16 protein-coding genes are annotated in these 17,966 nt (G+C 72.4%); 2 read left to right on the forward strand and 14 right to left on the reverse strand.

Translation table 11 applies throughout. The features are described from left to right. From ABEB07_RS16090 to ABEB07_RS16110, 5 genes are all read right to left on the reverse strand, one after another. Complete coding sequence (locus tag ABEB07_RS16090; protein WP_345668958.1) at positions 1-1,470, reverse strand: NAD(P)/FAD-dependent oxidoreductase; 1,470 nt, start codon at positions 1,468-1,470, stop codon at positions 1-3. A 26-nt stretch (positions 1,471-1,496) separates the two neighbouring features. Further along, positions 1,497-2,672, reverse strand: a complete 1,176-nt coding sequence (locus tag ABEB07_RS16095; protein ID WP_345668960.1) for an MAB_1171c family putative transporter — start codon at positions 2,670-2,672, stop codon at positions 1,497-1,499. Between the two features lie 76 nt (positions 2,673-2,748). Beyond that, entirely contained in the window at positions 2,749-4,035 is a 1,287-nt protein-coding gene (locus ABEB07_RS16100; RefSeq protein WP_345668961.1) for an MAB_1171c family putative transporter, read from the reverse strand. Further along, entirely contained in the window at positions 4,032-4,565 is a 534-nt protein-coding gene (locus ABEB07_RS16105; RefSeq protein WP_345668962.1) for a toxin, read from the reverse strand. The genes ABEB07_RS16100 and ABEB07_RS16105 overlap by 4 nt, the downstream gene beginning before the upstream one ends. A gap of 165 nt (positions 4,566-4,730) precedes the next feature. Next, on the reverse strand, positions 4,731-7,700 hold the full coding sequence (locus ABEB07_RS16110; protein ID WP_345668963.1) for a glycoside hydrolase family 35 protein: 2,970 nt from the start codon (positions 7,698-7,700) through the stop codon (positions 4,731-4,733). 77 nt (positions 7,701-7,777) lie between these two features. On the opposite strand from ABEB07_RS16110, the gene ABEB07_RS16115 reads away from it, so the two are divergent. Further along, positions 7,778-8,245, forward strand: a complete 468-nt coding sequence (locus ABEB07_RS16115) for an RrF2 family transcriptional regulator (RefSeq protein ID WP_345668965.1) — start codon at positions 7,778-7,780, stop codon at positions 8,243-8,245. 13 nt (positions 8,246-8,258) lie between these two features. Here the strand turns inward: ABEB07_RS16115 and ABEB07_RS16120 are convergent, their stop codons facing one another. Both ABEB07_RS16120 and ABEB07_RS16125 read right to left on the reverse strand, forming a co-directional pair. Beyond that, on the reverse strand, positions 8,259-8,501 hold the full coding sequence (locus tag ABEB07_RS16120; protein WP_345668966.1) for a DUF397 domain-containing protein: 243 nt from the start codon (positions 8,499-8,501) through the stop codon (positions 8,259-8,261). After that, positions 8,498-9,334, reverse strand: a complete 837-nt coding sequence (locus ABEB07_RS16125) for a helix-turn-helix domain-containing protein (protein WP_345668967.1) — start codon at positions 9,332-9,334, stop codon at positions 8,498-8,500. The genes ABEB07_RS16120 and ABEB07_RS16125 overlap by 4 nt, the downstream gene beginning before the upstream one ends. Positions 9,335-9,469: 135 nt before the next feature. Between ABEB07_RS16125 and ABEB07_RS16130 the strand changes: the two genes are divergently transcribed. Further along, a complete protein-coding gene (locus ABEB07_RS16130; protein WP_345668968.1) occupies positions 9,470-9,979 on the forward strand; it encodes an ATP-binding protein in 510 nt (169 codons plus the stop codon). Between the two features lie 20 nt (positions 9,980-9,999). On the opposite strand, the gene ABEB07_RS16135 is transcribed toward ABEB07_RS16130, so the two are convergent. The 7 genes from ABEB07_RS16135 to ABEB07_RS16165 form a co-directional block, all read right to left on the reverse strand. Then, positions 10,000-10,401, reverse strand: coding sequence for a hypothetical protein (locus ABEB07_RS16135; RefSeq protein ID WP_345668970.1), 402 nt, complete (start codon positions 10,399-10,401; stop codon positions 10,000-10,002). A 66-nt stretch (positions 10,402-10,467) separates the two neighbouring features. Beyond that, complete coding sequence (locus tag ABEB07_RS16140; RefSeq protein WP_345668972.1) at positions 10,468-10,842, reverse strand: hypothetical protein; 375 nt, start codon at positions 10,840-10,842, stop codon at positions 10,468-10,470. 173 nt (positions 10,843-11,015) lie between these two features. After that, positions 11,016-12,695, reverse strand: a complete 1,680-nt coding sequence (locus ABEB07_RS16145) for a pyridoxal phosphate-dependent aminotransferase (protein WP_345668974.1) — start codon at positions 12,693-12,695, stop codon at positions 11,016-11,018. Positions 12,696-12,788: 93 nt separating this feature from the next. Continuing rightward, positions 12,789-14,036 (reverse strand): multiple monosaccharide ABC transporter permease, encoded by a 1,248-nt coding sequence (mmsB, locus tag ABEB07_RS16150; RefSeq protein ID WP_176148824.1) that lies wholly within the window; start codon positions 14,034-14,036, stop codon positions 12,789-12,791. Next, complete coding sequence (mmsA, locus tag ABEB07_RS16155) at positions 14,033-15,592, reverse strand: multiple monosaccharide ABC transporter ATP-binding protein (RefSeq protein ID WP_345668975.1); 1,560 nt, start codon at positions 15,590-15,592, stop codon at positions 14,033-14,035. Before mmsA ends, mmsB begins: the two co-directional genes overlap by 4 nt. A gap of 53 nt (positions 15,593-15,645) precedes the next feature. Then, positions 15,646-16,752, reverse strand: a complete 1,107-nt coding sequence (gene chvE / locus ABEB07_RS16160; protein ID WP_345668976.1) for a multiple monosaccharide ABC transporter substrate-binding protein — start codon at positions 16,750-16,752, stop codon at positions 15,646-15,648. A gap of 147 nt (positions 16,753-16,899) precedes the next feature. After that, on the reverse strand, positions 16,900-17,868 hold the full coding sequence (locus ABEB07_RS16165) for a hypothetical protein (protein WP_345668977.1): 969 nt from the start codon (positions 17,866-17,868) through the stop codon (positions 16,900-16,902). Between the last annotated feature and the right edge of the window lie 98 nt (positions 17,869-17,966).

The raw sequence follows: 17,966 nt of genomic DNA on the forward strand, positions 1-17,966 counted from the left end.
TCAGCCCGCCGTACGGTCCAGCTCGTCCAGGATCTTGCGCTCGGCGGCCGTCAGCGGCGGCCCGGACAGCGGCGGCAGCAGCGCGCCGCAGGCCACGTCCAGCAGGGTGCCGGGGCGGAAGAGGCGCTCGGGGCCGGTGTTGAGGCTGGTCACGTCCCATAGGGCGGCGGCCGCGCGGTAGGAGCCGGTGGCGGTCCGGGTCAGCCGGCGGCTGTAGGCGGTGACCAGCCGGTCGGCCGCGCTCGGCCGCGCGCCGCGGGTGTCCGGGTACCAGACGTCCTGGCCGACCGCCGCCGCCCAGGCCGCGTCGACCGACCGGGCCGCGCCGCGCTGCACCCGCCGGGACAGTCCGGGCGCGCTCACCCCGGCCCGGCCCGCTTCCTCGCCGAGCAGCCGCGCGCCCAGCGCCGCCACCGACATGCCCTGCCCGTAGGCCGGGTTGAAGGTGGCCACCGCGTCGCCGAGCGCGACGAACCCCTCCGGCCAGCGGTCGGCCTTCTCCAGATGGCGCCGCACATTGCTGGTGCTGCGGCTGAGGTGCACCTCGGTGAGGGGTTCGGCGCCGGCGGCGAGCCGGCCGACGATCGGGTCCGGCAGGCCGAGCGCGTAGGCGAGGAAGCCGTCCGGGTCGGCCGGCGGTTCGCCGCCCCGGGTGCCGGCCAGGCTGACCATCCACCGGTCGCCCTCGACGGGCATCAGCATGGCGCTGCGGCCGGGCGCGGCGGCGTACGGGTCGGCCTGCACGACCGTCAGCGGGAACTGCTCGGCGCCGGCCGGGGTGCGGTAGACGCGGGTGGCGTTGACCAGGCCGGAGTCGACCGTCCTGGTGCGCACCCCGGTGATGCCCAGCTCCGCGAGCCAGGTCTCGATCCGCGACCCGCGGCCGCTCGCGTCGACCACGAAGTCGGCGTTCAGCTCGCTCTCGGTGCCGTCCGGCGCGGCCACCCGCACGCCCCGCACCCGCTCCGCGTCGCCCACCAGGCCCACCGCCCGCGCCCGGCGCACCGCCGCCCCGGTGTGCTCGACGACCGTCTCGCGCACCGTGAAGTCCAGCAGCGCGCGGGTGCAGCTGAGCATGCTCGGCCCGTCGTGCCGCCAGCGGCGGTGCCAGCCCTCGGGCGACAGCGCCAGCATGCCCGAGCCGAGGGATATCTCCCGCGCGCCGGCCGCCAGCAGCCGCCGCCGCAGGCCCGCGCCGGGCAGCACCCGCTCCATGGCGGCCAGGCCGCCGGCCATCAGCAGGTGCGCGTGCCGGCCCTGCGGCAGCCCCTTGCGGTGCTCGGGCCCGGCGGGCAGCTCGTCGCGGTCGAGGACGATCACCTCGTCCACGGCGGGGGCCAGCGCCGCCGCCGACAGCAGGCCGGCCAGACCGGCGCCGACGACGACGGCCCGGCGCGCGCCGCCGGGCCGGGAGGCGGCGTCGGGGACGGCACGCAGGACGGCTCGGGCGCCGGATGCTCTACCGGACATGGGGCTCCTAGAAGTCGGCCATGGCCTCAGCCATGGGAGGTCCGCACGGTCTTGTCGGTCACGGCGCCGTCGGCGGCCGGCCGCACCAGCGCCTGCGCGAGTTCCACCAGGCCGCCGGTCCCGGACACCTCGGTGGCGTGCAGGCGGTAGCCGCTCGGCGTCCGCAGCGGCTCCTGGCGGGCGGCGGCCCGGCGCGCGGCGTCGGCGAGCATCGCCGCCTCCGCCGCGATCCGCGCCTGGTGCGCGCCGCGGCCCTCGTCCCGGGCGGCGGCCAGCGCCTGTTCGCGGACCAGGTCGTCGAAGTAGGGGGCGAGGCCCAGCAGCGCGTCGTGGATGGACACCTCGCGCCAGTGCAGCCGCGCCTGCGGCAACTGCCACCACGCGCTGGGCGGTTTGGGCGCGGTGGACACGAACCGCACCCGCGACCACAGCGGCCCCAGCCGGCGGTAGTCGCGCAGGTCGCGCACCTGGGCGAGGACGGCCGGCAGCAGCCGGGGCAGCACGAAGCCCGCCGAGCACAGCAGGGCGCCCAGCGAGGCCATCGGCGGGGCGACCTGCGTCGACAGCGCGTCCAGGTCATGCCCCGTCCAACGGGCTGCCACGGCCGTGTACTTGGTCAGCTGGAAGCCCAGCACGTCCAGCAGCGACCCGGCCAGGATCAGCCGCAGCCCGGACCGCAGCAGCCCGGTGACCTCGCGGCTCCACTTCACGCACAGCGTGCACATCGTCACCGTCGCCGCGCTGTGCCCGATCAGGTAGAGCAGGATCATCTCGCGCAGGTAGGGCGTGTTGGCGTAGTAGGTGTCGAGGTCGGTCAGCCGCTCGGTGCGGGCGTCGCCGAGCGCGAACAGCACCACGATCGCGGCGATGAGCGGCACGTACGCGGCGATGCTGCGCAGCACCATCCGCCGCACCTGGGCGCGGGGGCCGCCGCGCCAGTGGATGAGCAGGATCAGCAGCGAGCAGCTGTACGCGCAGAGCATGCCGTACGTCAGCGGGGCGCCGAAGTTGGGGACGCCGGTGAGCCGGTTGACGGCGGCCAGGGTCAGCGGCGCCGAGCAGACGAACACCAGCGAGCCCAACACGATGGCCACGCACGTGGACAGGGTCAGCGGGTCGCGCACGGCGGTGCGCGGGCGGCGCAGCAGCACGACGGCGGACAGCCCGAAGAGTCCGGCCGCCAGGTAGACGACGAGGCTCACCCGCGCCACCCCCGCCGCCCGGCCCCGCCGCCCGTCCGCCCGGCCCCGCCGTCCGTTCGACCCACCGGCGCGCCGCTCACAGCGCCCCCGAGGGCGTGGTGCCGCCCCGGACCTCGCCCGCCGGGACCTCGCCGGCCGGGACCTCGCCGGCCGCCGCCGCGAGGACGGCGTCCCGCGGCCGGGCCACGAGCGCGTCGGCGACGCGCACCAGCACCCCGGCCCCCGGGACGGGCACGGCCGCCCGCCCGTCCGGGTCCGGCGGCGGCACGAGGTCGCCGCCGGGGAGCGCGGGCTCCACCGACGGAACGGGCCGCACGAGCCGCACGGGCGGCCGGGGCCGGGCGTCCTGCGCGCCGGCCGCCGCGCGGATGACCGCCGCCCAGGCGGCCGCCTCCGCGCGCTCCTTGTCGCCGGTGGCGTCCAGGGCGGCGGCGTGCACCCGCGCGTACAGGGCGTGGTCGAAGGACGCGTCGAGGTAGCCGAGGGCGTTGTGGATGCTGGTCTGCCGCCACATCAGCCGGGTGGCGGGGGAGGCCCAGCGCGGCCGGGGCAGCCGCAGCGCGTGCCGGGTGAGCACGCCGTCCAGCTCCCGTTCCAGCGGTTCGAGGCGGGCGTACGCGCGCCGCGCGTGCCGCCACCGCGTCAGCCGGGGCCCGGCCAGCGGGACCAGGATGCCCACCGAGGTCAGCACGGCGCCGAGTCCGGCGGCGGCCGGCGAGACCGTCGTGCCGAGCGCCGACCAGTCCCGTCCGCACCAGCGGGCGACGACGGCGACGAGCTTGGGCACGCTGTACCCGGCGCTGCACAGCGATCCCGCCCCCAGCAGCAGCAGGCCCGCCCGCAGCCGCCCGGACACCTCGCGCGCCCAGCGCAGCGAGGAGACCGTGGTGACGGTCACGGCGGTGAGGTGCCCGGCCAGGTACAGCACGATCATCTCGGCGATGAACGGCGTCGTCGCGTAGTAGGTGTCCAGGTCCGTGCGCCGCTCCACCGGCGCGCTGCCCAGCGCGAACATGGCCGCGATCCCCACCACCACGACCGCGTACGCCGTCACCCAGCGGCGGACCACCCGGCGCACCCGGTCGCCGCCGCGCCAGTGCACGATGAGGACCTGGGAGGCCGCGCTGTAGGCGGTGATGGAGGCGTAGGTCACGGGCGCGGCGAGGTTCGGCACGCCGCTGAGCCGGTTGACCGCGCCGACCGTGGGCGCGGCGCCGAGCAGGAAGCAGACGCCGGCCAGGCCCAGCACCGCGCAGATCGCCCGCAGGTACGGGTCGCGCCGGTGGCGCACCAGGTCCGGTGTCTTCACCGCCAGTCCGAGCCACAGCGCGCCGCAGCTCGCGTAGTTGATCAGGCCGGTCATCTTCTCCGTGTCCCGCGGTAGTTGAGCGCCGCCCCGATGCGTCCGGCGAGGCCCTCGTCGGCGGCGGGTTCGGCGGGCGGCGCGGCGGTCGCCGGGGCCTCGGCCAGCCAGGTGCGCAGCCGGCCGCCCATCAGCATGCCGAACCGGTCGGCCTCCTGCTCGTCGGCCAGGCTGAAGTCGGTGCGGGCGGCGACCGGCCGGGGCGCGCCGGCCGGCACGGCGGTGCTGATCGGCCCGGCCCCGGCGGCCGTCGTCTCCTCGGCCCGCCGGTTCATGTGCCACACCTCGTGGCAGAAGATGACGATCTGGTGCCACAGGGCGGCCCGCTGGTCCACGACGACCACGTCCTGCGTCTCCGCCTCCAGCCACAGCCCGCTGGCGGTGTGCGGCGGGAACACCTCACGGCGCACCACGACCCGGCGTCCGCGCCAGGCGCTGACGGACTCCACCAGGGCGTCGAACACCGCCTCGGGGTCGGTGGGCACCGGAACCCGGATGGGGTCGATGAGAGCGTCGGCGAGCCGCCGCATCTCCCGTTTCCTACGCACCCGTACCCGCACCCCTTCCGGCCGCCCCTGCCACGGCGGTCCGTTCGAGCCTACGCGGCTCTGCGTGTCCGCGTCATGCGGTCACGCGACCGTCGTTCAACGTCCAACGACCCGTCAACGTCCCACGACCCGTGCCGGACGGGCCGGTCAGCGGCCGGGCGAGGACACCGCGGCCACCGGCACCCCGCCAGCCGCGCTGCCCAGCAGCGTCAGCTCCACGCTGCCCGGTCCGGACGGCGTGCCCGCCTCGGACAGGACGGCCAGGGCGAGGGTGTTGGCGCCCCGGCCGCGCAGGATGCCGTCCGGCAGCACGAAGGTGTGCTGCGGGCCCACGTCGTTGACGTACTGGCCCAGGTTCCAGCCGTTGAGGAAGATCTGCGCGCGGTAGGCCCGGCGCGGGTCGTCCTGGAGGGTCAGCCCGACCGAGGCGTCCACGCCCGCCGGGACGGCCAGCCGGAACGTCGTCCGGTACCAGGTGACGCCCTGGCGCCGCTCGGCGCGCGGGAGGGCGACCGGCTTCCAGTCCCGGTCCGGGAAGCCGGGCAGGTGCCAGCCCGCCCGCTCGCCGTACAGGCCGCCGTTGTTCAGCGGCCCGCGCACCGGGTCCGGCGCGCCCGCGCCCTGGAGCCGCCACACCGCCTTCGGCGCGGCCCCGGTGAAGGCGGCCGCCGTCAGGCCGCGCGCCGCCTTGTGCGTGTCGCGCGATCCGCCGTCCTGGTCGTGCGCCATCCGCCGCACCAGCACCGACAGCACGTGCCGTCCGCCCTTCCGCAGCCGCTTGGGCACCGCGAAGGCGGCCGTGTCCGTCCATGTTCCCTTGCGCAGCGTGCTGTTGTCCGGGACCGGCATCCGGTGCGTGCCCAGCGGCTCGCCGTCCAGCCAGGCCATCAGCAGGCCGAGGGTGCCGGTGCTGTAGGACAGCGACACCGATGTGAGGCCGGCGGCCTCGGTGAGCGTCGCCCGGTACCAGACGTCGCCGTAGTGGAAGCCGTAGTCGTCGGCGAAGAGGACCGGCTGCCCCTCGGGCACCGGGGTGGTGCTGTGCGAGGCCGTCCGGTCGGCGACGGGCCAGGCCGCGTCGTCGAAGCCGGGCGCCGCCTCCGGGTTCTCGGTCCGGGTCCGCCAGCCGTCGAGCACCGGCAGCGGCACCTCCGGCACGCCGGGCAGCGGGGCGACGGCGCGCAGACTGCCCGAGCCGGTCGTGACCGTGCGCACCGCGCCGCCGTTCCACGTCACGGCGTGCACGCCGGCCGGCCCCCACACCTCCAGAGCGGCCGGGGCGACGGTGTCGCCGGTCAGGTGCAGCGTGCCGCCGCGCACCGACGCGGAGCGCACCAGCTCCGGCCCGTGCACCAGCACGGGACCCGCCCCGGTGTCGCGCGGCCACAGCCGCAGCGAGGCCGCGTCGTCGGCGAACAGCACCAGCAGCGGCCGGTCCGCGCCGTCGTCCTGCACCCGCGACCCGATCAGACCGCCCGCGCCGAGCGGCGCGGTCAGCCGCAGCAGCCCGTCCGCCCACACGTCGGCCGCCTGCTGGCTGAGCCGGGTGACCAGCGGTTCGCCGGGGCATTCCAGGACCACCCGCGCCATGTCGCCGCGCCGCCCGCAGAACACCACGATGTCCTGACCGCCCGCCGCCGTGAACAGCATCGGCTGCGCGGTCGCCGACCGCAGCCGGCGCTCGCCCAGCCGCAGCCCGGTGACCAGCAGCCGCGCGTCGTGCCCGGCCACCTCCACCGGCAGGTCGTCGCCGTCGGCGGTCCGCAGGGTGGTGGCGACCTTGTCCGCGCCGTCGTTGCGCAGGACGTAGACGTGCGTGCCGGTGTCCCGGTTCGTCACGTGGTACGCGGTCAGCCCGGCCGCCCGCACGTCCGCCGCCCGGTCCAGTTTGGCGAAGTCGGGGATGGTCCGCAGCAGGTGCCCGAGCTGGTGCATCGGCGCCAGCTTCCCGGTGAGCTGCCGCCCCTCGTCGATGGCGGCCCCGTAGTCGTACGAGGTGTAGACGACCGGCGCGGGCAGCCAGCCCCAGGAGGTGCCGCCGAAGGTCATGTAGACGTTGTGCGCGGTGATGCCGTTGGCGAGGTTGGTCAGGTAGAAGCGGCGCTCGTACGCCGCGTCCCGGGTGCGGCGCGCCTCCGCGTACCCCTTGCCCTGGAAGAACGCCCCGCCCCACGGGTCGAACCAGCCGCCCCCGAACTCGGGGACGAAGCCGGGCGTACGGGGGCTGGCGGTGGCGCCGCCGGTCCTGCCGCCGCTGCCGAACATCCCCCAGTCCGGCGGGACGTGCGACGGCGAGGGGTACCCGTCGAACCCGTACAGCCACCGCCCCTGCTCGCCGCCGGTGTCGAAGCTGCCCGGCGTCCAGTAGCCGTTGCGGCCCTTGTCGTTGTGGAAGAGCGGCACGTCGATGCCGTCGGCGCGGACCTTCTTGTACAGGTGGGACATGTAGGCGCGGCCGGTGGGCTCGTCCACGTGCGCGTCGTACTCGTTCTCGATCTGGTACAGCAGCACGGTGCCGCGGCCCCGGGTGAACAGGTGCCGGGCGGCGATGGCGTTCACCCGGCCGAGCCACTCGTCCACGTGCTCCAGATACGCCGGGTCGTCGGTCCGCGCGACGCCCTCGGCGGCGGTGAGCCAGCCGGGGAAGCCGCCGCCGTCGACCTCGGCGTTGATGTACGGGCCGGGGCGCAGGATGACGTAGAGGCCGGTCTCGGCGGCCGTGCGCAGGAACAGGTCCAGGTCGCGCACCCCGGTGAAGTCGTACTGGCCGGGAGCGGGGGAGTGGTAGTTCCAGGCCACGTACACGCTGACCGCGTTGTAGCCGTGCGCGCGCATCTTCTCCAGCACGTCCCGCCACAGCGACGGGCTGGGCAGCCGGAACGGGTGCGTCTCGCCCGACCACAGCACCAGCCGCCGGCCGTCGACCAGCAGCGAGTAGTGGTCGAAGGCGATGGTGTGCCGCCGGCCGTCGGGGCCGGGCGCGGGCGGCGGCGGCCCGGTGGGCACCTCGCGCGCCGCGTACGCCGACGACGCCCCCGGTCCGCCGCTGCCGCCCAGGGCCAGCCCGAGCGCGGCGGTGCCCGTGAGGGCGCTGAAAGAACGTCTGCTGAGCGCCAAAGCGTGTGCCTCCCGGGCGGATCTTACGGGGCGCGGGCGCCGCCATTCTCCCTCGCGCCGGGCGTCACAATGGCGCCATGAGGATCTCGGCACGGGCGGATTACGCGGTACGGGCGGCTCTGGAACTGGCCGTACGGCACGGCGACGTCCCGGCGGCCCCGGTGAAGGCGGAGACGATCGCCGCCGACCAGGGCATTCCGCACAAGTTCCTGGAGGGCATCCTCGGTGACCTGCGCCGCGCGGGCCTGGTCACCAGCCGGCGCGGCGGGGGCGGCGGGTACGCCCTGGCGCGGACGGCGTCGGCCATCACCGTGGCGGACGTCATCCGCGCGGTGGACGGCCCGATCGTCTCGGTACGCGGCGAACGCCCCACCGGCCTCACCTACACCGGCACGGCGGAACCTCTGCTCCCGCTGTGGATCGCCCTGCGCGCGAACGTCCGCCGCATCCTGGAGGGCGTGACGCTGGCGGACATCGCGACGGGCTCCCTCCCGGAGGAGGTACGCAGCCTGGCGGCGGAGCCGGGGGCGTGGGAGAACCCGTGAGGGGGCGCTCCGCTCACTTCCCGAGGTACGCCAGGAAGTCGCCCCAGGCGTCGGCGGCGACGGTGAAGCTGGGGCGCTGCCGGTCCTTGGTGTCCCGCACGTGCACGGCGGCGGGGCAGGTGGCGACCTCTACGCAGTCGTCGCCCGAGGCGCTGCTGTAGCTGGACTTGTGCCAGGTGAGGGCGACTTCGATGCAGTTGTCGCCGGAGCCGCTGCTGTAGCTGCTCTTGAACCAGGCCAGGTCGGACGTGCTCATAGGTCTCCTCGCATCTGCTGCAGCAGGCTCACGGAGTCGTCGAGATTTAGAGCCTGTGCACGCATCCTGGCATACCTCCCCTGAAGCACGCTGATCACCTTTGCGTCGGAGATGAAGTGGCCGCATTCCTGGCCTTCGCTGTATCCGAACCACTTGTGCTTGGGGTCTTCGAGCAAGGCGATGGGGCCGTGCAACCCCGCGTGTGACGACTTGAGGAGCGGCATGATCTGAATCTCGACATTCCGCAGCTCTGCCACCACCAGAAGATGGTCGATCACTGCTTTGCTGACCTCCAGTCCACCGGTCCGTCGAAGCAGCACGTGCTCCTCGATGATGAAGCTGAAGGCGGTGTTCGGTCGCTCTCGCAGCAACTGCTGCCTCGTGGCGCGCGCTGTCCACTGCTCCTCGATCTGGTCGTCCGCTAGAGGCGGCAGCTGGTCAGCGAAGAGTTGCCGCGCGTAGGCCTCCGTCTGCAACAGCCCAGGAATCATCCTGCACTCGTAGTTGAAGAGGCTGATCGCCGTCTTCTCCAGCCGAGCCCACTGCCGAAACCAGGACGCCAACCCCGGCTCGCGGATCAGGTATTCCGCCGCCCTCCGTAGCGCACCCGTGTTGCCCGTGGCCGCCTCGGCCCGTTCCACGAACGCCGGGTCCGGCATCCTCCTGCCCAGCTCTACCGACGCCACCGTGTGTTTGGAGAACCGCACCCGCTTGCCGAACGCCTCGCGGTTCAACCCCGCGTGCTCCCGCAGGGCTTGCACCACTGCACCGAACGTCCGCAAGCTGTCCGAGGACTCCGGCTCGCTCCCCGCACCCGTCGCACCATCGACCATCGTTGGCCACCTCCCGTTCCCCACCCATGGTCACGATGGGTGACCGGTACTGTCCAGTCCGTGACCGCGTACGCTGCCGCAGCGTACGTGGTCGGACCCTGGTGAAGTGGCTGTTCAGGCCGACAGATTGGCCCCATGACCGCACCTTCCACCCCCCAACGCCCGGTTACCGTACGTGTGTTCGCCCAGCGATTCAGCGCCACACCGCGGGGCGCCCGCCTCGCCCGCAGGCTGGCGCTGCACCAGCTGGAGAACTGGGGCGTCCCGCACGGCAGCGACGCCTACGACGTCGTGGGCCTGGTCGTCGCCGAGCTGGCCGCGAACGCCGTGACCCACGGGCGCGTGCCGGGACGGGACTTCGAGCTGCGTCTGTCGCTCGTGACGGGCGGCGTCCGCATCGAGGTGACCGACGCCCGCAGCGGCCCGCTGCCGCCCGGACCGCGCGACGTCCGCTCGCCGCAGGCCCTCGCCGAGAGCGGCCGGGGACTGCTGCTGGTCGACGCGCTGGCCTCCCGCTGGGAGGTGCTGGACCGCTCCCCGTCCCCCGGCAAGACCGTCCGCGCGGAGATCGACCTACCCCCGGCAGGCCGCCGCCGGGATGGCGCCGTGAATGGCGAGACCGCGCGCCTCCACCCCGAGGAGTGACCACGCCGGCGACGGGTCGGTCATTCTCGACGGTGCTCTTCCTCATGCCAGCGCTCCCAGGCGCGCCGGTACTGCCCCACCGGACACGACCAGGTGCCGTTCTCGTCCGGGTCTTCCCACACCACCGTATTCGACACGATCTTCGGAGTGGCAGGCCGTTCGGTGCCTGGCACTACGGGGAGTCCCAGGAAATAGAATTCGACGTAGGCGTCCGGAATCCGGTAGGCCATCTCGAAGAGAACTTCCGCCTCGGACGCCGAGGGGCTCACGATGAAACCCACGCCCATTCCTGATTCGTCCTGAAGGAGAACCTCAACGTAGCCCTCGCTGTCCGGAGGGGAGAACGTAACGGATGGCACTGCATCCACACCCACCGACAGGTCACGAAAGACGCGCTCGGAAAGCTCCTTCAGGTTGGCCATGCGGGCATCCCTTTTGATAGCTGGTGCACGTGCCCCCACCCGATGGGAGGGGGCACGTGCACGAGGTCAGACAAGCGTCACGAGGAAGTCGAAGACGGTCGTGATGTACTTCGTACTCCGACCGCTTCGGAAGTGCTCGTCGACCGTGAGCTTGTAGTGACTGGTGTTCACCCGGAACGATGAATGCACCAGGTAGTTCGCGGCCAGGGCGGGGTGGCTGTCAGCGTAGCCGAAAGCTCGGCCGTTCCGAGTCGCCGTGGCGTGCTCAGTCATGATGCCGGTCGCCGATGCAGCCACATTCGGGTGGAGCTTGAGGCTCCACGCGAACGTCATGTGGGGGATATCGACACCATGGCGAGCATGGACAGGCCGATACTCGCCACTCGTCGTGCGATTTTCGATTTTTCTCCCCGAAAGTGTCGTCTGGTCAGTGATCGACAAGGGGGAGTCTATCGACGGGATTCCAGAGCCCGCAATCTACTTGAGGGTGCGGCGAGTCACATGATCATGATGGTGATCATGTGCGGGATCTCTTCATGCAAGTTCGCCGTTGCGGAAAGGGCAATGGGGAAGTTCTTACCGAACTTGAACCTGAGGGGGAGCGCCGCGGTGGTTCAGCCCGTCCGGCCGTACATTTCGCCGCCCGCCGCGGGCCAGGTCATCGGTGGGGGGACGGCCGGGTCCGGCTGGGTCCGGCCGCGTACCTGGGCCGCCGTCAGGCCGCCCGCGGCCGGCATGCCCCGGCGGTCGGGCGCGGGGGCGGGCATGGGCACGCCCGGTATCCCGGTCTGCGGCACCGGTTGCAGCCCGGGGACGGGGCCGGGGAAGGGCGTCGGCACCGGAGGTGGGGGCGGTACCGACGCCGGCGGGTAGGCCGGCATCGCGGCGGCGGGCGCGGGAGCGAACGGCATCGGCGCGGGCGCCACCGGCATGGGGGGCACCGGCATGGGGGGCACCGGCACGGGTGCCGCCGGAACCGGTCCCGGAACCGGCACCGCGACCGGGCTCGGCGTCGCGACCGGCCCCGGCACCCCGGCCGGTTCCGCCGCCGCCGGGGCCGCCCCCGGCGCCAACCGCACTCCCGCCCCGTTCGTCTGGCTCACCAGGCGGTCCACCGCCGCCGTGCCCGAGCTGTACGCCGTACCGGCCGTCGGGCCGGCGGCACCCGCGGCCACCTCGGTGTCGTACAGGACCTGTTGCAGCGCCGGCACCAGCCGCCGTACGTCCACCTCCGGACGGACCACGAGCCGCATGAAGCGGCTGGAGGAGCCGATCTGGTCGCCGCACGCGCGGACCAGGACGTGGTGCTCGGTCAGCAGCCGGTCGCGCACCACCGTGCCCTCCGCGCCCACCGGCAGCCGGACGAAGAGGAAGTCGCCTTGGGACGGGTAGACCGTCAGACCGGGCAGGGCGGCCAGACGCGCGGCCATCGCCGTGCGGTCCCGGCGCACCAGCTCGATGCTCCGCCGGTACTCCGCGCCGTGCTCGCGCAGCATGAACACCATCCGCTCGGCCAGGCAGCCGAGGTTCCCCTCGGGCAGCATCGCGCGGACGCGGCCCGCCAGGGACGGGTTGGCGACGAGGTGGCCGAGGCGTACGCCGTGCAGACCGAGGTTGTCGCCGAGGCTGCGCAGGACGACCACGTTGGGCCGCAGCACCGCCTCCTGGACGACGCTCGGATCGTCCTCGGCGTCGGCGAATTCGAGGAACGACTCGTCGACCACGACCAGGTCCAGATCGGCCATGGCGTCCAGGAACTCCACCACCGCCCGCCGGGGCAGGAAGCCGCCGTCGGGGTCATTGGGGTTGCGGAGCACCGCCGTCCTGCTGCCGCGGCGGCGGATGAACTCGGCGTAGCGGGTGAGGTCGAGGGCGAAGCCGCCGGCCTCCTGGAGCGGGAACATGTCGACCCGCTTGCCGGTCTCCATCGGCTGGTCGGTCCAGCGGCCGAAGGTGGGGACGGGGACGGCCAGGGAGTCGCGGACCAGGAGGTGGTCCAGCCAGGTGATCAGCTCGGTGGCGCCGTTGCCGATCGCCACGCACTGCGGCGGGAGCCGGAGCAGGTCGCACAGTGCGGCGGTGACGGCGCCGGCGTCGCTCGGGCGGGAGGTGAGGATCTCGCGCAGCCCGGCCGCCAGCGCGTCGAACATGGCGGGCGTCGGGAAGTACGGGTTGCACGGGACGCGGAAGTCCAGCGGGCCGCCCGCTCCGTCGCCGCTGTCCCGGGCCGGCGGCGCCGTCGACGGGCCGTGCGCCGCCGTGCCGGGGAAGAGGGACGTGACGTTGCCGGCCAAAGGGACCTCCGGGTGCGGGGGTGGCCTGTGCGGGGGAGCACGGGCCACCCACACATACGGGGGCGGCGGCCGGGGTGTTCAACGGCCCCCGGATCAGGAACCGGACTTGCGCTTGTTCCACACGTCGAAGCCGACCGCCACCAGCAGCGCCAGGCCCTTGATGACCTGCTGCCAGTCGGTGCCGACGCTGAGCAGGTTCATGCCGTTGTTCAGCACGCCGAGGACGAGACCGCCGATGATCGCGCCGAGCACGGTGCCGACGCCGCCGCTCATCGAGGCGCCGCCGATGAACGAGGAGGCGATCGCCTCCAGTTCGAAGTTGACGCCCGCCTTCGGCGAGGCCGCGTTCAGCCGGGCGGCGACCACCAGGCCCGCCAGCGCGGCGAGCACGCCCATGTTCAGGAACACCTGGAAGGTGACCCGCTTGTCCTTCACGCCCGACAGCTTCGCGGCCGGCAGGTTGCCGCCGATCGCGTAGATGTGCCGGCCGAAGACCGCGTTGCGCATGACGTAGCCGTAGCCGACCACCAGCGCGGCCAGAATGATCAGGATGATCGGCGCGCCCTTGTAGCTGGCGAGCAGCAGGGTCAGCACGAGGATCGCGGCGACCAGCGCGACCAGCTTCAGCGCGAACAGCTTCACGGGCACCACGTCGAGCGTGAACTCGCGCTGCCGGCGCCGGGCCCGCACCTCCTGCCACACCACGGCCGCGATCAGGACGACGCCGAGGAGCAGGGTCAGGTTGTGGTAGTTCGTGGTCGGTCCGACCTCGGGCAGGAAGCCGTTGCCCATCTTCTGCAGGGCGTCCGGGAACGGGCCGAGGGTCTGCCCCTTGAGCAGGATCTCGGTGAGCCCCCGGAACAGCAGCATCCCGGCCAGGGTGACGATGAAGGACGGTATCCCGAGATACGCGATCAGGAAGCCCTGCACCGAGCCGGCCGCCGCGCCCACCAGCAGGCACAGCACCAGCGCGAGCGGCCAGGGCATTCCGTGCTGCACGGTCAGCACGGCCGCGAACGCGCCGACGAACGCGGTGAGCGAGCCCACCGACAGGTCGATGTGCCCGGCGATGATCACCAGCATCATGCCGATCGCGAGGATCAGGATGTAGCTGTTCTGGAGGACCAGGTTGGACACGTTGCGCGGCAGCAGCAGGTCGCCGCCGGTCCACACCTCGAAGAGGACCACGATCAGACCGAGCGCGATCAGCATGCCGTACTGGCGCATGTTGCGGCGCAGTCCGTCCAGCACCAGCCGCAGCAGGCCGTCGCCGCCGGCCGCCGGGCCGCCGCCGCCCGGCGGCGCGGGGGCCGGGCTCTTGGCGCTCACATCCGTGCTCATCGGGTTACCTCTTCATCCTGGGTGTCCTGCGTCATCCGGCGCATCAGCTCCTCCTGCGTGGCCTCGGCGCGCGGCACCTCACCGGTCAGCCGCCCGGCGGACATGGTGTAGATGCGGTCGCACATGCCGAGCAGCTCGGGCAGTTCGGAGGAGATGAAGACGACCGCCTTGCCCTCGGCGGCCAGCCGGTCGATGACCGTGTAGATCTCGTACTTGGCGCCCACGTCGATGCCCCGGGTGGGCTCGTCCAGGATCAGCACGTCCGGACCCGCGAAGATCCACTTGCTGAGGACGACCTTCTGCTGGTTGCCGCCGGACAGCTTGCCCACCGGCTCGAAGACGGTCGGCGCCTTGATGTTCATCGAGCGGCGGAAGCCCTCGGAGACCTGCCGCTCCTCGTGCTCGTCCACCACGCCCCGCCGGGCGACCTTCGCCAGCGCGGTCAGCGTGATGTTCCGGTTGATGGTGTCGATCAGGTTCAGGCCGTAGTGCTTACGGTCCTCGGTGACGTACGCGATGCCGTGCCCGACCGCCTCCGCGACGGTCTTCGTCCGGATCTCGTGTCCGTCCTTGAGGACCGTGCCCGCCGCGTACCGGCCGTAGGAGCGGCCGAAGACGTTCATCGCCAGCTCGGTGCGGCCGGCGCCCATCAGGCCGGCGATGCCGACGATCTCCCCGCGCCGCACGTGCAGGGACACGTCGTCCACCACCTTGCGCTGCTGGTCGATGGGGTGGAACACGGTCCAGTCGCGGATCTCCAGCGCGGGCGCCGCGCCCTCCTCGGCGTGGTGCGGGGTGCGCTCGGGGAAGCGGTGGTCCAGGTCGCGGCCGACCATGCCCGCGATGATCCGCTCCTCGGTCGTCGCGGCCGCCTTCACGTCCAGGGTCTCGATGGTGCGGCCGTCGCGCAGGATCGTCACCGAGTCGGCGACCTTGCGGATCTCGCCCAGCTTGTGCGAGATGACGATCGAGGTGATCCCCTGGTCCTTCAACTCCAGGATCAGATCGAGGAGTTTGTCGCTGTCCTCGTCGTTCAGGGCCGCGGTCGGCTCGTCCAGGATCAGCAGCTTCACCGACTTCGACAGCGCCTTGGCGATCTCCACCAGCTGCTGCTTGCCGACGCCGATGTCGGCGACCCGGGTCTCCGGATGCTCGTCCAGGCCCACCCGGCGCAGCAGTTCGGCGGCGTGCCGGAGCGTGTCGTGCCAGTCGACGAAGCCGCGGGTGGCGTGCTCGTTGCCGAGGAAGATGTTCTCGGCGATGGACAGGAACGGCACCAGCGCCAGTTCCTGATGGATGATGACGATGCCGTGCTGCTCGCTGGCCCGGATGTCCTTGAAGCGGCACGGCTTGCCCTCGAAGAGGATCTCGCCGTCGTAACTGCCGTGCGGGTGGACGCCGGAGACCACCTTCATCAGGGTGGACTTGCCGGCGCCGTTCTCCCCGCAGACGGCGTGGACCTCGCCCTGGCGGACACTCAGGTTGACGTCCGACAGTGCCTTGACACCGGGGAAGGTCTTGACGATCGAGCGCATTTCCAGGACGGGTCCCGCCATGGTCGTGCCTTCCAGTCGTGTTCCGAGTCGTGCCGGTCGGTGGGGGCGCCGCGCTACTTGAGCTGGGCGTCGGTGTAGTAGCCGCCCTTGACCAGCACCTCTTCGTAGTTGGCCTTGTCGACGCTGACCGGCTGGAGCAGGTAGGCGGGCACGACCTTGGTGCCGTTGTCGTACGACTTGGTGTCGTTGACCTCGGGCTTCTTTCCCTTCAGCGCGTCGTCGACCATGGTGGAGGCGACGTCGGCGAGCTTGCGCAGGTCCTTGTAGACGGTCTGCGTCTGCTGCCCGGCGATGATCGACTTCACCGAGGCCAGCTCCGCGTCCTGGCCGGTGATCACGGGCAGCGGCTTGCTGCCGGAGCCGTAGCCGTCGGACTTCAGCGCGGACAGCACGCCGATGGAGATGCCGTCGTAGGGCGAGAGGACCGCGTCGACGCGCTGGCTCTTGTAGGACGAGGTCAGGACGTCGTCCATGCGCTTCTGCGCGGTGGCGCCGTCCCAGCGCAGCGTGGTCACCTGGTTCAGCGCGGTCTGCCCGGAGCGCACGACCAGCTTCTTGCTGTCCAGGTACGGCTTCAGCACGGTCATCGCGCCGTTGAAGAAGTACTTGGTGTTGTTGTCGTCGTTGGAGCCGGCGAACAGCTCGATGTTGAAGGGGCCCTTGCCGCTCTTGAGGCCCAGCTTGTCCACGATGTAGCCGGCTTGCAGCTCGCCGACCTTCTCGTTGTCGAAGGAGGCGTAGTAGTCGACGTTCTTGCTGCCGAGGATCAGGCGGTCGTAGGAGATGACCGGGATGTGCGCGTCCGCGGCCTCCTGGAGCACGTTGTTCAGCGACTTGTTGTCGATGGCCGCGATGATCAGACCCTTGACGCCCTGGGTGATCAGGTTCTCGATCTGCGAGACCTGGGTGTCCGGGTCGTCCTCGCCGTAGACCAGCTTTGTCTGGTAGCCCTTGGCCTTCAGGTCGGCGACGACGTTCTTGCCGTCGGAGATCCAGCGCTCGGAGGACTTGGTCGGCATCGCGATGCCGATCGTGCCGCCCTTGGAGTCGCCCTTGTCCTCCTTGGAGCCGCCCGAGCCGCTCTGCCCGCAGGCGGTCAGGGTCAGGGCGAGGGAGGCGGCGGTGGCCATGGCGGCGACTGCGGCTCTGCGGTTGCGCATGGTGGTCATCCTTGGGGTGGGGTGAACGCTTGGGGTGGGGTGAACGGGTGGGGTGGGGTGAACGGGTGGGGCGATGGGGGGCCGCGAAGGGTTGTGTGGGATTGTGCGCGGCTGTGTCGGCTTCTGTGAAGCGCAGTGTCCGGAACGTTATGCCGGTGTGTCGAAGCGCCGCAGCGGGCCCGGCAGCCGGGAGCCCAGCGGCGCCATCTCCCCGTCCGCGCCGTGCCGTTGGAGCAGATCCAGGGCGAGCCGGCCGCGCCGCACCCGCTCCCGGGCCGTCGCCAGCGTCACCTCGCGCAGGTGGTGGCCGTACGGGTAGATGCCGGGCGCCTTGGACAGACCGAACTTCAGATACAGCGGCGCCCCGCGCCGGATCAGCTCGGCCACCTCGTACATCCGCACATAACCGCCCAGGTCGTCCGGCGCCTCGATGTACATGTCCATCGGCGCCGCCGACAGCCGCCGGATCTCGGTGAGGTGAGCGAGCGTCAGATCGCTGGGCACGTTGACGGAGTCGGCGCCCAGATGCTCGTAGACCGCGTACGAGGCCGGGTTGACCGGTCCGATGAGCGCGGAGACCTTTAGCGTGGTGTCGGCCGGCAGGACACCGGCCGTACGCGCCCGGTGCAGCGTCCACAGCACGCCCTCGTCCGCCACGAGCAGGCACTTCACGCCCAGCTCCGTCGCCCGCACGGCGTCCTCGACGCAGCCGGCGACCGCGTCGTGACCCCGGGCGCGCACGCCCGCGCCGCGCGAGTCCGAGCGCACCGAGCCGCCGGTGTCCCAGGTGCCGCGCGGCCCGGTGAACAGGCACAGTTCGATGCCGCGTTCGGCGCTCGCCCCGGCCATCTCGGTGATCTCGGCGTCGGTCAGCATCCACACCCCGCTGCCCTGGCTGATCCGGTGCACCGGCACGTCGAGCCGCGCCGACTCCGCGAGGACCACCGCCAGCGCCTCCGGCCCCTCGCAGGAGGGGATCTCGGTGCGCCAGCGGCCGCCGCCGGGGAAGGCGTGCGGGGAGGCGTCGGCGGGGTCGGGGGCGGGGGCCGCCAGGCCGAGCGCGGTGAGCGCGCGCTCACCGGGCCGGCGGACTGCCGGGGCGAAAACGTCGGTCACAAGCTGTCCTTCGGTTCGACGGGCCGGTCTGGCCGGGGGCTTCGCATGATGTTGTTCGAGATGTCGAACGTGGTTCGCGGTTCTGGGCGTGGGGTGGA

The sequence above is a fragment of the Streptomyces similanensis genome, from assembly GCF_039543625.1.
Lineage (GTDB): Bacteria > Actinomycetota > Actinomycetes > Streptomycetales > Streptomycetaceae > Streptomyces > Streptomyces similanensis.

Excerpts from the sequence above, each read along its gene's own strand:
- ABEB07_RS16130 (WP_345668968.1), top strand. The coding sequence starts at position 9,470 with ATGACCGCACCTTCCACCCCCCAACGCCCGGTTACCGTACGTGTGTTC.
- ABEB07_RS16120 (WP_345668966.1), bottom strand. The coding sequence starts at position 8,501 with ATGAGCACGTCCGACCTGGCCTGGTTCAAGAGCAGCTACAGCAGCGGC.
- mmsA (WP_345668975.1), bottom strand. The coding sequence starts at position 15,592 with ATGGCGGGACCCGTCCTGGAAATGCGCTCGATCGTCAAGACCTTCCCC.
- mmsB (WP_176148824.1), bottom strand. The coding sequence starts at position 14,036 with ATGAGCACGGATGTGAGCGCCAAGAGCCCGGCCCCCGCGCCGCCGGGC.
- ABEB07_RS16135 (WP_345668970.1), bottom strand. The coding sequence starts at position 10,401 with ATGGCCAACCTGAAGGAGCTTTCCGAGCGCGTCTTTCGTGACCTGTCG.
- ABEB07_RS16105 (WP_345668962.1), bottom strand. The coding sequence starts at position 4,565 with ATGCGGCGGCTCGCCGACGCTCTCATCGACCCCATCCGGGTTCCGGTG.
- ABEB07_RS16125 (WP_345668967.1), bottom strand. The coding sequence starts at position 9,334 with ATGGTCGATGGTGCGACGGGTGCGGGGAGCGAGCCGGAGTCCTCGGAC.
- ABEB07_RS16100 (WP_345668961.1), bottom strand. The coding sequence starts at position 4,035 with ATGACCGGCCTGATCAACTACGCGAGCTGCGGCGCGCTGTGGCTCGGA.
- chvE (WP_345668976.1), bottom strand. The coding sequence starts at position 16,752 with ATGCGCAACCGCAGAGCCGCAGTCGCCGCCATGGCCACCGCCGCCTCC.
- ABEB07_RS16115 (WP_345668965.1), top strand. The coding sequence starts at position 7,778 with ATGAGGATCTCGGCACGGGCGGATTACGCGGTACGGGCGGCTCTGGAA.
- ABEB07_RS16090 (WP_345668958.1), bottom strand. The coding sequence starts at position 1,470 with ATGTCCGGTAGAGCATCCGGCGCCCGAGCCGTCCTGCGTGCCGTCCCC.